The following is a 13,836-nucleotide window of genomic DNA, read 5'->3' on the forward strand; positions in this document are numbered from 1 at the left end:
CTTTTGTTAACATAAAATCAATGTATCACAAAACCTTTAAAAGTTCCTTCAGAAGAACTGAAGGAACTTTCCATTCACATAATCAATGTTATCGGAAGTGAAAAGAACATCCAACAATTACATATCAATATTCAAATCAATGATTTAGACAGAGTAATGAAAGAGTAAGTTAGATGTACACAGCTTTTATGAAAAATATAAAACAAGTGAGTTATATTCTCTCAAACCTTATTAAATAATATATAATTGTAAACAGAACACTCACCATTGTTTTGACAGCAAAACAGTCAAATAAGAAGGAGTGGCAAGCTTGAAAAGGAAAAAGATTTTGTATTGGTTTCTATCTATTGTATTGGTGACTTTTCTAGGGCATACGGTATATGCTGCAGAACAACAAGGAACACTTAAAGTTCAAGAATCAAACGCTCTAAAGGGACAATTCCATCTTGATAATGTAGTGAAAATTTATGTGCCATCCACCTATAATGTAGATCAACCTATTGATAATACTCCCTATGTTAATAAATCTCTGGAGACATTCTCTAACATGTTTGGAGGAGCTACCGCTATTGAAGGAACAGGGGCCTGGGTAGGAGATAACAATCAGCTCATTAAAGAAAAAGTCACCATCGTGTATAGTTTTGCCGAAAATTTAAATAAGAAGACGATTAATGAAGTGGTAGAATATGCGCAATCCCTAAAAGAAGAGATGAAGCAATCATCAGTGTCTCTTGAAGTAAACGGGAAGATGTATTTCATTGAATAATGGTTAGAAAAAGGCTTGGAGATCTTATATCTCCAAGCCTCTTTGTTATTTAAGAATCATAGCGCAGGCTACATAATCAGTGATATTCATGGTAAACAAAGAGGCTAATCCCTTATTCATTAAGAATTAAGCCTTTTCTCTTTTGAAAGCTTTATACAAGAATGTATACATATTTGGTTTAGTAAGTATGATTTCTCTGAATTGTCCTTATTTCTCGTATGAAAATCGCATATCTGCTATTTAGTCTAATACTTTATTTTAGTACAATCATTATCTATTCATGACATATAATGGTGAATCTAAATCTTTATTTTATGAGATAAGAAATGAATATATAAAACACTTGGAATGAAGAATTTTTATCAAAATTAGTTTAACAATGGAAGTACATTAATTATAGGTTCTTCATAAGGATGGACGCTCTTGATAATGTTTAGTACTTCTTCAAGGTTTTGATATAAACATCTAAACTCCAGTTTGTATTCAGTCCCGAAACATATTTCTCCTATAGTGCCATTAAAGGGTTTTGATTCTTCTAATGGTTTCCAAGTTCCCTTAACAAGTGAGTAAGAAATAACATGATCATATTTACCTACTGTTAAAACACCAATATCGTTCAGTTTACTTCTTAATGTTTCTATGTATTCTTCTGGTAATAGTACCTCAACTTTTACAAATTTAACATCCATTTTCTAGCTCCTTAAAATCGGTTTTATTTTAAACAATTCGTTATATTAGATAAAACGCTTTTGGTGATTAAGCTTTGATGGCGAACGAAAAGCTATGAAATACCACATAACATTAACGATTAATGTAGCTATGCAAAGTCCTAGTAAAATAGGAAATCCACCCATTGTTAAAACGACTATGAGTATTACGGAGTTTTAAAGCAGTCCTAATCCACAAAAGACTGCCATAACAAACTTCATTATATTCAACCCTGCAATATATAGGATTAAAGGGAGGAGATATGTGGAAAGAGCCATGCCTATTGCTGTCCACATACCCATCGTTCCAAACTTATTGGCTCTAGGCCCGGAATCGGCAAGTGGGGAAAGTGAACCCGCAATCAACAAAGAGCAGAAGAGCAATGCGGAAACTAAAGTCATGAAAATAACACGAGATTTGTTTGTTTCTTTTGTCATGATATGTTTCATTCCTTTCAGGATTGTTCGTAAAATTAAGAGGAAATAGTATCTAGAAGTTGAGTATTTCAGCAGTTGTGAATAATAGCTTCTACATTCTTCATTAAAAGTAATTATTCTCTTTTTATATTATAACAAATATATGAAAAAAAGGTTATTTTTAGGTTTTTAGTAGATTGATTTAAAACATGTGAAGATGAAAACAGAGTATGTAAGAACATTACATACTCTGTTTTATATTCAATAGATTTTCATTCCTTTTAACATTTGGTTTCAAAAAATGAAGGAGTGAAAATCCAACCACGCCTAAAAGACCAAAAATAATCCAAGGGAAACTCATATCTTTCCAATATTTCGTAAAGAAAGTCCCTGTATAGTTTCCGATAGTAAATCCTAAGGCAAGCGATAGTTGAAAGAAGCCAAAATAGGTTGCTGTGTATTGTTCGTTGCTAAAGTTTGCCACAGCAATATCCGCATTAGGTAGTACGAGTGTTTCTCCGATAGTAAATAAAATGACACACACCAATAGCCAATATGGATGAAAAGAGATGGGAATGAGAAGGAAAGAAAGTCCCATTAGTAATACACCATACTTTACAAGAGAAAGTGCATGATATTTTTTAAAGAGATATTTAAATGCAATCATAAATAAAAAACCTGTAATGGCGTTTATTGTAATGACGAGTCCTACTAAGTTTTGATCGTGACTTATATTGTTCATATGAAGCGGTAATGCAACCGTAAGTTGTGTAAACATCGTATAAAAAAACACCATGATGAGTGAAAAAGATAGAAAGGGCTTGTTTTGCACAGCCACTTTTATTCCCGTTAAAAGTTGTGTTTCATGTACTGTAACATGAAAGTGAGATCTAAGAAGAAAGAATAGGAATGCTAAAAATAACATGAGTAATCCAGTAAATAAGAATGGATATAGTGGATCCCAATGAAGCAATATACTACCTGCAATCGGCCCAATGATTGCTCCGCCATTAAGGAAGAGATTTAAGTATGTAAAGGTATCTTTTCTTATATGAGCAGGTTGAGAACCAAAAACAGCACGTGCAGATGGTTCATAAAAAGCAGTACCAAATCCAATGAATATTGTTGCAAGCATAATAGTATAAAATTCAGAAAATATCCCTAAAGAAAGAAAGCCAATACCTCGTAAAATGGTTCCGGTTATCATCATGATGATATAACCAACCCGATCTGCGAGTATTCCCGTAAATAACGGAAATATTCGAGAGGTAATTGTAAGCGCTGTTAAAATTGTGCCAACCTGCATAGCAGAAAAATGTAAAGAATTAGATAAATAGATGGTTAGAAATGCCATCACTGCAAAATGACCAAGCGTCATAAAAAAAGTAGAAAATAATACAAAACGAATAGGTACTGAAAAAGATTTCAAAATATCCACCCCTTTTTTGTTAACCTTCTATTATTTTTAATGGTTAACATTTTTATGTTATGATTATACTGAAAATAAGAAAAAAAGTAAACTATGGAAAGTTGGTGGTGATTTTGAGTAGCAATCAAACTGCACCAGAGATGTTAGAAAGTATAAGAGCGCTTTTAAATACATGGAGAATCCCAAATGAAACGAGAAAACCGGTTGATTTTTTTGAAACAGAAGAAAATGTTTATTTGTTTATGAATGAACAATGGAATGAAGAGTTACCTTTTGGTTCGGTGGAGGAAGTAAAAAGTTTCCGCGGCACTATTCGAGAGGCGGTTGAACAGCAGAAGTCATTAAAGCCGTTGTTCGAGAAGTATCCATTACAAGTAATGACTGTGGATGGAGAAGATGAGATTACATATCAAGCAATTGGTGAGGAAAATTTATATACATTTTTATTGCGAATTATTGCTTCTGCGATTGTAAATAAACAGTGGGGAAGATTGAAAGCTTGTCCAGATTGTAAGTGGGTGTTTTACGATCAATCTCGTAACGGTAGTAAACGTTGGTGCGGCATGTACGCTGAAGGAGAAGGGGGACGAGCTTGCGGAACAATTGCAAAAGTGAAGAGGCATCGTGCGAAGAGAAAAGCAAGTTCAAGTTATATTAAATAGCCGAAGCTTGCAGTGCTGCAAAGTTTCGGCTATTCTCTTGCTTTCTAAGTTGAACAGGATGTTATAATTTTTTCAACTGTACAAGAACGAGTCCATCTGGTAATGTAATTTTTTTCGTTTCTATAAAGTTATGTCTCTTATATAAAGCAATGGCAGGTGTATTTTTCATACCAGTTTGTACAATATAAGGTGTTGTTTCTTCATGTAGTCGAAATAGATGTTGTAATAGTGCTGTTGCAATTCCTCTATGAAAATATGTAGGTGAAACAACGAGGCGATGAATATCAACAACATCATCCTCATATAGAAATGAAATAAACCCAGCTAAAGTATTATCAATGAAGTATCCATAAAAGACTTCATTACAATTTTGGATATCAAAAATCGTGTCATACAATCGAGGAATTGAATTGTTTTGAATATACTGTGCTTCAATTTTGTATGCGGAAATTTGAATTTCTAAAATTTCCGCAGCTTCTTCAATAGAAGAAGGAGATAATTTTCGAATCAAGTGGAGGCCCCCTTTATGAAAAGAGTGAGAATATAGGATTCTCACTCTTTCGTATAACTAGTTCTAACTTTTTACAAGTAATGCATTGGCATATTGACGTGCCCAGTGATCAGCTGCTAATACCTCTTCTAATGAAGGATTAGCAATATTATGTTGAGCTTCTAATGTAGAATAAATTGTTCTTTCAATATCAAAAAATGAAATCTTGTCTTGTAAAAATAAAGCATTTGCAATTTCATTCGCAGCATTTAGTACAGCTGGTTTTGTACCACCAACTTTCCCAGCCTCGTAAGCGTAGTGGAGGCAAGGGAATTTCTCTAAATCAGGTTTTTCAAAATGTAAGCTGCCGACTTCTAGTAAATTTAATTTTTTAAAAGAAGATGCTAAACGCGATGGATAGTGGAATGCATATTGAATAGGCATACGCATATCAGGTGCCCCAAGCTGAGCCATAATGGAACCATCCACAAACTCTACAAGAGAGTGAATAATGCTTTCTTTATGGATCATAACATCGATTTTTTCATAGGAAACATCAAATAACCAGCGTGCTTCCATTACTTCAAAGCCTTTATTTAGTAATGTTGCAGAGTCAATTGTTAATTTTGCTCCCATTAGCCAATTTGGATGTTTCAGCGCATCTTTCGCTTTGAGCAGAGCCATTTCTTCGCGTGCCTTATCCCTGAATGCACCGCCGGACGCTGTTACAATTAGTCTTTCAATCTCTTTATTATTTTCACCATTTAAACATTGGAAAATAGCTGAATGCTCACTATCTACTGGAATAAGGCGACAATGATTTTCTTTTGCTAATTCCGTAACAATATGTCCTGCCGCTACTAATGTTTCTTTATTAGCAATGGCGATGTCTTTTTTTGCTTTTAAAGCCTCAATTGTTGGAAGAAGTCCTGCTATACCAACGACAGAAGTTAAGACAAGATTACTATCGGGGTGCGCAGCAACTTCAATCAAGCCTTCTTCTCCATATACAACTTTTGTTCTAGTAGAAATTCGTGAGCGCAGTGCATATGCTAATTCTTTCGTGCCTACACTTACAATGCGCGGCTGAAATGTTTGTATTTGTTGTTCTAGCATATCAATATTTTTATTTGCGGTTAAACCGATAATTTGAAAGTGTTCTGGATGAGCAGCGACTACTTCTAGAGCTGATGTTCCAATAGAGCCAGTTGATCCAAGAATTGAAATGTATTTTACCATAATAAATCCTCCGTAGTTGTATGAAACTTTTCCATAAACTTTTATCTTATTAGATAAAAAAAAGAAAATTCCTGCACGATAAGACAGAAAATTTCCTTTTGTCTAAAAAATGTGGTATAATAAGGAAAATTTAAAAGAAGAAGCGACGATAGAGAAGAGTACATATTTGGAACTTCACAGAGAGCTGATGGTTGGTGGGAATCAGTAAGGAAAAAATATGGAATGGGCTCTGGAGCTTCATGCTGAACTGAGTAGGCTATGACGGTTGTTTCGACGTTATTCGAATCGTAAAGAGAGCTATGTAATTGTGGCTAATAAAGGTGGTACCGCGGGAGTCCCTCGTCCTTTTTAGGATTGAGGGACTTTTTTGCGTGATAAAGGAGGAGTAGTTATGGATAAAAATGTTATGTTAACTGGTGTTAAACCAACTGGACATCCGCATCTCGGGAACTATATTGGAGCAATTAAACCAGCCTTGCAGCTTTCTAAACAAAGAGAAGAAGAGGCATTATATTTTATTGCTGATTATCACGCATTAAATGCAGTGCAAGATCCAATAAAATTTCGTGAATATACGAAGGAAGTAGCAGCGACGTGGTTATCATTAGGCTTAGATGAGCATGTAATTTTTTATCGTCAATCAGATGTACCAGAAATTTTAGAATTGTACTGGATTTTAGCTTGTCTTACTCCAAAAGGTTTAATGAACCGGGCGCATGCGTATAAGGCAAAGGTTGATCAAAATATAGAAGCGGGAATAGATGTAGATACTGGTGTAAACATGGGATTATATACGTATCCTATTTTAATGGCTGCTGATATTTTATTATTTCAATCAAACTATGTTCCAGTCGGAAAAGATCAAATTCAGCATGTAGAAATTGCGAGAGATATTGCCTCGTATTTTAATAACACGTTTGGTGAAATTTTTGTATTGCCGGAGTATATCATTCAAGAAGAAGGAGCAATTGTACCAGGTCTTGACGGACGGAAAATGAGTAAAAGCTATGGAAATGTTATTCCACTATTCGAAGAGTCGGAAAAGTTGAAAAATCTTATTTTTAAGATTAAAACGGATTCATCTTTACCGAGTGAACCGAAGGAACTTGAGACATTATTTATGTTGTATAAAGAGTTTGCTACAGCAGAGGAAGTTACATTAATGAAAGAACAATATGCGACGGGCATCGGCTGGGGTGATGTGAAAAAAGAGCTACTTCGAGTCATCAACCGGGAGTTAGAGGAGCCAAGAAAGAAATATGAAATGTACATGAATGAACCACAGTTACTTCAAGGAGCAATCAAAAAAGGAGCCGAACGTGCAAGAGAAATTGCTAAGAAGAATTTAGCGGAAATAAAAAAACGGATTGGGTGTTAATATGAAAAGGGAAAGATTTAATTCCTTTTGTCTTATTAAAAATTAGTTGTTAACTGAAAAGGTGTTTTCTTTACATGAAAGCACCTTTTGTTAACATAAAATCAATGTATCGCAAACCCTTTAAAATTCCCTTCAGAAGACCAGAAGAAATTTTCCATTCACATAATCAATGTTATCAGTAGTTGTCATGCTGGATTGAGAATTTTCTAGATGTACAAGGAATACGTCGGCTCGCCGTATGTAAGAATATGATCATCGGTAAATCCAAACGCTTTGTAGAATTTCTTACCTGCATCATTTTTAGGATGTACAGTTAAACGAATGCAATGGCAAGAAGGATGTGTATCTTTGATATGCTTAATCAACACTTCTAGTGCAGTAGATCCTAATCCCTTTCTTTGATATCTTTTATCGATGAAAAAATGAAAAAGCCAAAAGTCTTCTTTGCTATCAAGTGTATAGTGTAGATTAAAGAAACCTACCATTTTCTGCTGATTGTAGATCCCATAAGGTTCGATAATTCTATCGTCTGGTCTAATGTATGCCTTGGCAAGAGCAATAGCAACTGGAGGTGTAACTGCAGCAACAAACTCTTGTTGCTCAATATTCACAGAAAGCTTAAGAGCCTCTCGCCAGTTTTCAGAAGTTATTTTTTTCAGACTTACTTGAGACATGAGTGATAACCTCCAGTTTCTATATTTGATTTTTTGAGATCCGGTATCATTTAAATCTCATGAAAATGATTAGAGAAATTCAATTAGACCAGCGATGTTCAGTCTATAATATTTTTTAAAAAAGCGTCTAAAATTAATTTATGTAATGATCCCAAATTGGTAGGAAGATTATGAATAGGGAAGAATCGCAAATCTTTTGATTCATCGTGATCGATACGTAATGTTCCTTCAAAATCACGACAAATATATGTAGCGAGAACACCGTATACTTGATCTCCATTTGGGTAAACATTGAAGAATTCTTTCCCAGAAAAATTTTGAAATAGTTCTAAATATTTAACGATTAAACCTGTTTCTTCATAGACTTCTCGTTTAGCGGCTTCTTCTAGTGTTTCACCGCATTCAAGTGCACCGCCAATTATGCCCCAACAATTGTAATCACTGCGAAGCTGAAGTAGTACTTCATTATTTTCGTTTAATATAATTACATGTGAACCTATTAAAATGAGAGGACGATTTCCAACTAAGCTGCGCATTTCTTCGACATATCCCATATATACACCTTTTCCTTTGTTTATATTACATACGTGCAAATTGTAAGTATGTTTCGTATGGAGTAAATCCTAACTTTTCTAAAATGGGAGCAGAATGCCCTTTTCTTGCTTGACATGTTGCTAAAATAACACCTTTTCTCTTTGCATCTTGTAACCGTTTATAAACTAAATGCTTATAAATCCCTTGCTTACGATAAGTAGGTAATACGCCGGAACCATTTAAATAAACTACAGATCTATTATGACTATATCTGTAGTTTGCATAGCCAACAGCGGTATTTTCGTCACAGCAAATGAAATAACCACTACTTTCGCCGCTAGCTTCAATATACGATTTTCTCTGCTGAAAAAGATTGTCTCTTGCTGAGGGAGGATAGTCCCAAATCGAAATGCTTACATCAACAAGCTTTGCAATGTCTTCGTCTGTTTTCACATCGATGAAGTGGTATAATTGTTGTAATTTCGGAATGGGGAAATTCGGTAGTTGTAAAGCGATCCCAACGTATTCATCAATACATGCAAATTCATGATTTATTATTGCTGTAATTAGTTCTTTTTGCTGCGAAGGAACCCACCAAGAAAATGGTGTGTTTTGGAAAAAGTGCAATGCTGTTTCTAATGGCTGCTGCGATGCAAAACGAACAACTTTATTGGCTTGAATGCTAGGAATATTTTTATTTTTAATCATAATGAGATCAGTTGTATGAATAAACTCAACTTCATTTGGAATTAGCTTAGTAGGATAATCCCAATGGTGTGCTTCAATTGCATCTTGTATTGTTTCGATATCCATTGTTTTCCTCCGTATATTAATAAAATGTTGGTAGTTCTTTTAACATTACCTCTGCTTGTGACGCTACATAAGTAAATTGAATATTATGTACTGTTCTAAAATATAAACTACGCAAGAAAGTTTTCACATTTGAACATAAATTGCAATATTCATTGATTGGAAGTCTCGTTTTATATAGTGGCAGCAAGTTTAGCTTGGCACGAATCGTATCGAATAGCTGCTTTTGCGAGAAACCGAGGGATACCATAGAAAGAAGAGGGGTAATAATGCGCTCGTCCTCATCAAAATGATATACAATGGAATAAACGAATATTTTATTTAAAAGGCAATGGGCTAGTTCCTCGTAATATTGTGGTGCTAATTTTGGATTATGAATAAGGGCATCGAAAGCATCTGACGCATGAGCGATGCTATGTGCCCATCCATAAGGTTGTACATATCCTCTTAAATCAATTTCCATATTCATATAGTCTACTAATTTTTCTTTTACAGTAACAATAGTTTCTTGTGTTAAAAAGTTTGTTTTATTATCTGCACATAATATTAACGCAATTAATAATGTTGTAAAAGAACGTGTAAACACACTATTTGCGTTATCAGAAGTGATGCCATAATATAAATATTTTTCTTCTAAAGTTAGCATGAGTAATTTTTCTAACTGAGCCTCGAGAAAATAATCACGTGAAATAAGGTGAGAAAATGTAGAGTAAATCAGTTGATCACGTAAGTAGCCGTCTAATGTTCCGATATGCTCTAGCATATGTATGCTTAATTGATTTAAATCTATATTTTGAGGTAGTACATATCCGTTTTTCTGAATGGTTTCTAGTAATTGCTGCAACATAATGGTATTCAATGATGTTCCCCCTCGTTATAGCTTTATCGATAAGACCCTCTAGTCTGCGTCTATAAGAGCCTAATTGTTCAGGTTAATCATTGATGAAGGGTGAAGAAATTCTTTATTAATGGAATCTTTACGTTATAAACATCAAATGTCTAATATTCTACATATTCATAAAAACTCCTGCTCATGCAATAGAAAACATGTTATTTTTAAAAATATTTTAGGAAGAGGTAGAGGAATGAATCAATTTGTTAATATGAAACGAGATTTTAAAGTATTAGTAGGAGAACCGCATTATATTACAATTGAAGAAAATAATACAGTTTCGTTGACAAAGGAACAGATTACAGAGGTTGTACAATATTGGGTAGAAACAGCAACGAAAAAAGAAGTTTTACATTTACATTTCGTTGTTTCATTAAAAAGTCCTAATTATGCACATTATGATGAAGTGTTTCAACGCCTACAATTTCAGCATCAAAAAAGTTGTGTTACGGTGCTGAAAGATTTATCTGATGTTAAAAATGTAGAAGTTCCGTTTACTTTGAGAACAATAGATGAAGTGGGAGAAAGTGCATTTTAAAAAATTTGGATGGATTCTATGCAGTGTTCTTTAAATAAGAAAGAAATTTTAAATATTAATCAATTATTATATGCATTTCAAATTGAAATTGGCAGAAAATGGAACGAACATTGTTTAGCCGCATTTCAAGGAGAAGATCCAGTAGGTGTTATTCTTCCGCATATCGAGCCAGGTACGATAGAAGAAGGGCGACTGTTTTACCTTGGTATTGTTCCGAATATGCGCGGTAAACGATATGGGACAATGCTACATGAAAAAGCATTGTACATTTTAAAAGAAATAGGTGCTTCCTATTATATTGGTAGCACTGATGAGGTGAACGATCCCATGAAACGTGTGTTTTCTAACAACAATTGTATACAGTTAGGAAACATAGAGAAATATACAAGGGTGATTAGAAAAGGATAAATAGAGCTCCCCTTCGAAGTACTAAAGAAATAAGTTTAGGGGGAATTATATGTTACAACAAATATTTAAAAGAATGATTCCGTTATATCCTGAATTTTTATTTCCAGATTGGCATATAGAACACATATCACAACGGCAGGAGAGCGGAAGGTGGGAAACACTTTGGTTTCAGGTGATAACACCTACAGGAATGTTTCGTGTGAAACAGTTTTTTCTGGATATTATGGAACCGACTTTTCCTGATAGTTGTTTGTATCAAGGGCAGGGCGAGTGTTTCCAATATAATAAACTAACGTATTGGCGGGGTATAAATTATAAAGGGAACGATAGTTACGTCACTTCAAAGTGGAAAATGCAAATTGAGATTTCAATTGATAATGGAGTTATAGAGCAACATCAGATGGAGGAATTTTTATATGGGTTACAACCATTGGAATTAGAGAAAGCAAAACAACAAATAAACATACCCTTTCATCATTTAAGTTTTCAAACCCAAATAGAAGGTGGCTTGGGAGAAATTAATCGTTGTTCTATATGGTTTTCTCCTGAAGAAAAAGAGTTTGTATCATTACCGCTTCTAGTTCCGAGTTCATGGAAGCTAGAGTCTGTTGGTTTTGGTAATCGTGAAACACAGTATATATACTGGGATACAAAAGAGCAGTTATATGCGCTATGGGCATGTCGGCATACAAATTATAGTTATCGTCCTATATCCTCATGGATCAAAAACTATAGTTCCCCGCTAAAGATTGGAAACTGTGAATACTATACGCATCCACAAAGAGGTACAGTTGTATATCAAGATTTTGGGGATGAACAAATTGCTTATGTATTTCGAGGGACGCCGTGCACGTCCTTTGGAAAAATACAAGCAATCTTTACTCTTTAGGTGCAATGTTTGAGATAAGAGTGAAGTATTTACAAGCAGTCGTTAATGAAATTAACATTATTCATGGTTCTGTGGAGCAATATACTGAACAAGAGATTGGATTTACGAAAGACAAGTTAGAAGAAAGAGAAAATTTAAGGGAGAGGGTCTAAAGAGCGATGAAATCGATTTTTAGAATCGCTCTCTTTTTATTTCCTTCACTTGTAGACAGAGTATGCTGTATGATATAAGACTCCTATCTTAAGACTTTGGTAAGTTGAAGAAGATAAGTATGGGCTTTCTGGAAATGAGGATGAAGAAATTTTGCACACTCACATTTTTCCGAGATTGATTTTGCAATGGATACAAACAAAACCCTTTGTTATAAAAAAAGAGATGCTAAATTCTTAAAATCATAGTATTTGTAGTTATTTCAAGAATTGTCAAAACATTTACAAATATATCCACGTTGTTAACACTATAAATAGTATAAAATCTGTAACTAAGGGAGGGGATAGGGACATGATAATATGGATATTAGTACTATTAATAATAGTAGGATTAACGGTTATTGGAACGATAATGGTTGGGAAAACTGAGCAAGAAGATTATGGAACTTCGACAAAAGGTAATATAACGAGACTTTCTATCATTTATCTTTGTCTAGGGGTCATTTTAGTAGTTGGAGTAGCTTCGTATATATATTTTTATGGATAAAAAAATAAGGTGTAGTAGAAAAAATAAAGAAAAAGAGAGTGCAACATATAATAACGGGTTCTCTTTTGGGGTGCAAACATTGCAAATCACATCATGTTTTTTGTCACTAATATCAATGAAATTCTCAATGGAATTCTCTGAGTAAATAACATCAATAAACGCAAAGAAGGGATAGCTTAATGGCTATCCCTTAAATTCTCTATCGACTCCCGTTAGTTAAATAAATTTGTTGTCTGTTTTTATTGAGTGTCCTCATCGCTTTTGTACTCCAAAATATCACCCGGCTGACAATCCAAAGTCTTACATATCGCTTCTAATGTTGAAAAACGAACCGCTTTTGCTTTCCCATTTTTCAGAATGGAAAGATTCGCCATAGTAATTCCAACCCTCTCAGAAAGCTCCGTTACGCTCATTTTTCGTTTTGCTAACATCACATCAATATTAATAATAATTGCCATATCCTCCACCTCAGACCGTCAAATCATTTTCTGATTTTATGTTAATCGCTTCTTGTAGAAGCCGTTGGAGGATAGCAGCAAAAACGGCGATAACCAACGAAGCAAAAATGATGATGAGTCCCATTAATGCAATAGGAGGGTCAACTTTCTTCGCTATAAAATGAAAGAGTGGCAAACCTAATACATACAAACCACTGATTGTAATCGCACAGCACTTTATGTTCTTTAACGCCTTTACAGATAATTCCGAGAACGCTGTGTTCTCGTCAATGTACCGTAAAAGATTGAAAGCCTGATAGAGAGCAAAGTAAAAAGGCACAGCCGCTCCATACATCACGATGAAAACGAGATATTTCATTGGGGCAATATTTGGATACGATTTTGCTGCGAAATTCGCCATATGGGGCACTAAAAATATGCACAATGCAAGAACTGGGATTCCTATAAAAATAACAGCTAGCTTTAAAAAGAGTGTCGTAACTTGTTTCATAAAAAGTACCTCGTTAATTAAATTTTCTCAAACCGTTAATCATTTTTTGACTTAATATCTGGGACATTTTTTAATGGCTTTTGAAGTGCATCCACAATGGCTGCGATGATACTTGTTGCTAAAATACCCATCAGATTGCATCTTTAATGGCTATCTCAGGCAACCAATAGATACATAAAGCAAGCATCGCAATTCCAATCAGAAAAATAATTACCTTTAAGAAAGTGGTTGAACCTTGTTTAACATTCATTTAAAGCACCTCACTGATTTAATAATAAAATGACTTTAACACATAGTTTATTGTTTTACAATAAACTCATATCGTTTTTAATTATATTATTATTGTTATTATTATATCC

General features: G+C 34.2%; 19 protein-coding genes, 1 pseudogene and 1 other annotated feature. Of the genes and pseudogenes, 8 read left to right on the forward strand and 12 right to left on the reverse strand.

The genetic code is table 11. The features are described from left to right. Positions 1–301 precede the first annotated feature (301 nt). Positions 302–766 carry a DUF3574 domain-containing protein gene (locus LRP84_RS21585; protein WP_230576970.1) on the forward strand — a complete coding sequence of 155 codons (465 nt, stop codon included), beginning with the start codon at positions 302–304 and terminating at the stop codon, positions 764–766. A 368-nt stretch (positions 767–1,134) separates the two neighbouring features. On the opposite strand, the gene LRP84_RS21590 is transcribed toward LRP84_RS21585, so the two are convergent. From LRP84_RS21590 to LRP84_RS21600, 3 genes are all read right to left on the reverse strand, one after another. Then, positions 1,135–1,455, reverse strand: coding sequence for a YqfO family protein (locus LRP84_RS21590; protein WP_230576971.1), 321 nt, complete (start codon positions 1,453–1,455; stop codon positions 1,135–1,137). A gap of 195 nt (positions 1,456–1,650) precedes the next feature. Further along, on the reverse strand, positions 1,651–1,911 hold the full coding sequence (locus LRP84_RS22725; protein ID WP_496559686.1) for a DUF5391 family protein: 261 nt from the start codon (positions 1,909–1,911) through the stop codon (positions 1,651–1,653). Between the two features lie 220 nt (positions 1,912–2,131). Beyond that, entirely contained in the window at positions 2,132–3,319 is a 1,188-nt protein-coding gene (locus LRP84_RS21600) for an MDR family MFS transporter (RefSeq protein WP_230576972.1), read from the reverse strand. A 140-nt stretch (positions 3,320–3,459) separates the two neighbouring features. Here LRP84_RS21600 and LRP84_RS21605 point away from each other — a divergent pair, with 140 nt between their 5' ends. Continuing rightward, positions 3,460–3,981 carry a CGNR zinc finger domain-containing protein gene (locus LRP84_RS21605; protein ID WP_230576986.1) on the forward strand — a complete coding sequence of 174 codons (522 nt, stop codon included), beginning with the start codon at positions 3,460–3,462 and terminating at the stop codon, positions 3,979–3,981. Between the two features lie 61 nt (positions 3,982–4,042). On the opposite strand, the gene LRP84_RS21610 is transcribed toward LRP84_RS21605, so the two are convergent. Continuing rightward, positions 4,043–4,492: a GNAT family N-acetyltransferase gene (locus LRP84_RS21610; protein WP_230576973.1), complete on the reverse strand. Its 450-nt coding sequence runs from the start codon at positions 4,490–4,492 to the stop codon at positions 4,043–4,045. Positions 4,493–4,555: 63 nt separating this feature from the next. Continuing rightward, positions 4,556–5,710, reverse strand: a complete 1,155-nt coding sequence (locus LRP84_RS21615; protein ID WP_230576974.1) for a 1-deoxy-D-xylulose-5-phosphate reductoisomerase — start codon at positions 5,708–5,710, stop codon at positions 4,556–4,558. A gap of 136 nt (positions 5,711–5,846) precedes the next feature. After that, positions 5,847–6,060, forward strand: a binding site (T-box leader). Positions 6,061–6,101: 41 nt separating this feature from the next. Here LRP84_RS21615 and LRP84_RS21620 point away from each other — a divergent pair. Next, entirely contained in the window at positions 6,102–7,088 is a 987-nt protein-coding gene (locus LRP84_RS21620; protein ID WP_230576975.1) for a tryptophan--tRNA ligase, read from the forward strand. A gap of 206 nt (positions 7,089–7,294) precedes the next feature. On the opposite strand, the gene LRP84_RS21625 is transcribed toward LRP84_RS21620, so the two are convergent. The 4 genes from LRP84_RS21625 to LRP84_RS21640 form a co-directional block, all read right to left on the reverse strand. Continuing rightward, positions 7,295–7,762 carry a GNAT family N-acetyltransferase gene (locus tag LRP84_RS21625; protein ID WP_230576976.1) on the reverse strand — a complete coding sequence of 156 codons (468 nt, stop codon included), beginning with the start codon at positions 7,760–7,762 and terminating at the stop codon, positions 7,295–7,297. 98 nt (positions 7,763–7,860) lie between these two features. Then, positions 7,861–8,316, reverse strand: a complete 456-nt coding sequence (locus tag LRP84_RS21630; protein ID WP_230576977.1) for an NUDIX hydrolase — start codon at positions 8,314–8,316, stop codon at positions 7,861–7,863. A 25-nt stretch (positions 8,317–8,341) separates the two neighbouring features. Continuing rightward, positions 8,342–9,109 (reverse strand): GNAT family N-acetyltransferase, encoded by a 768-nt coding sequence (locus LRP84_RS21635; protein ID WP_230576978.1) that lies wholly within the window; start codon positions 9,107–9,109, stop codon positions 8,342–8,344. A gap of 16 nt (positions 9,110–9,125) precedes the next feature. Further along, a complete protein-coding gene (locus LRP84_RS21640) occupies positions 9,126–9,965 on the reverse strand; it encodes a DUF2785 domain-containing protein (RefSeq protein ID WP_230576979.1) in 840 nt (279 codons plus the stop codon). Between the two features lie 226 nt (positions 9,966–10,191). Between LRP84_RS21640 and LRP84_RS21645 the strand changes: the two genes are divergently transcribed. The 5 genes from LRP84_RS21645 (at position 10,192) to LRP84_RS21665 (ending at position 12,529) form a co-directional block, all read left to right on the forward strand. Further along, complete coding sequence (locus LRP84_RS21645) at positions 10,192–10,536, forward strand: hypothetical protein (RefSeq protein WP_230576980.1); 345 nt, start codon at positions 10,192–10,194, stop codon at positions 10,534–10,536. A gap of 18 nt (positions 10,537–10,554) precedes the next feature. Further along, on the forward strand, positions 10,555–10,944 hold the full coding sequence (locus LRP84_RS21650; RefSeq protein ID WP_230576981.1) for a GNAT family N-acetyltransferase: 390 nt from the start codon (positions 10,555–10,557) through the stop codon (positions 10,942–10,944). Between the two features lie 49 nt (positions 10,945–10,993). After that, positions 10,994–11,833: a hypothetical protein gene (locus LRP84_RS21655; RefSeq protein WP_230576982.1), complete on the forward strand. Its 840-nt coding sequence runs from the start codon at positions 10,994–10,996 to the stop codon at positions 11,831–11,833. A 5-nt stretch (positions 11,834–11,838) separates the two neighbouring features. Beyond that, positions 11,839–11,985, forward strand: coding sequence for a tyrosine-protein phosphatase (locus tag LRP84_RS21660; protein WP_230576983.1), 147 nt, complete (start codon positions 11,839–11,841; stop codon positions 11,983–11,985). A gap of 349 nt (positions 11,986–12,334) precedes the next feature. Next, a complete protein-coding gene (locus LRP84_RS21665; RefSeq protein WP_230576984.1) occupies positions 12,335–12,529 on the forward strand; it encodes a hypothetical protein in 195 nt (64 codons plus the stop codon). A gap of 239 nt (positions 12,530–12,768) precedes the next feature. Here LRP84_RS21665 and LRP84_RS21670 read toward each other — a convergent pair whose 3' ends face one another. The 3 genes and pseudogenes from LRP84_RS21670 to LRP84_RS22705 form a co-directional block, all read right to left on the reverse strand. Then, positions 12,769–12,987 carry a helix-turn-helix domain-containing protein gene (locus LRP84_RS21670; RefSeq protein WP_004434885.1) on the reverse strand — a complete coding sequence of 73 codons (219 nt, stop codon included), beginning with the start codon at positions 12,985–12,987 and terminating at the stop codon, positions 12,769–12,771. A 10-nt stretch (positions 12,988–12,997) separates the two neighbouring features. Beyond that, positions 12,998–13,477, reverse strand: coding sequence for a DUF2975 domain-containing protein (locus LRP84_RS21675; RefSeq protein ID WP_230576985.1), 480 nt, complete (start codon positions 13,475–13,477; stop codon positions 12,998–13,000). A 136-nt stretch (positions 13,478–13,613) separates the two neighbouring features. Further along, a pseudogene (locus LRP84_RS22705) lies at positions 13,614–13,727 on the reverse strand (DUF2975 domain-containing protein); the annotation flags it as partial. Positions 13,728–13,836 lie beyond the last annotated feature (109 nt).

It is taken from the genome of Bacillus rhizoplanae, from assembly GCF_917563915.1.
GTDB lineage: Bacteria > Bacillota > Bacilli > Bacillales > Bacillaceae_G > Bacillus_A > Bacillus_A rhizoplanae.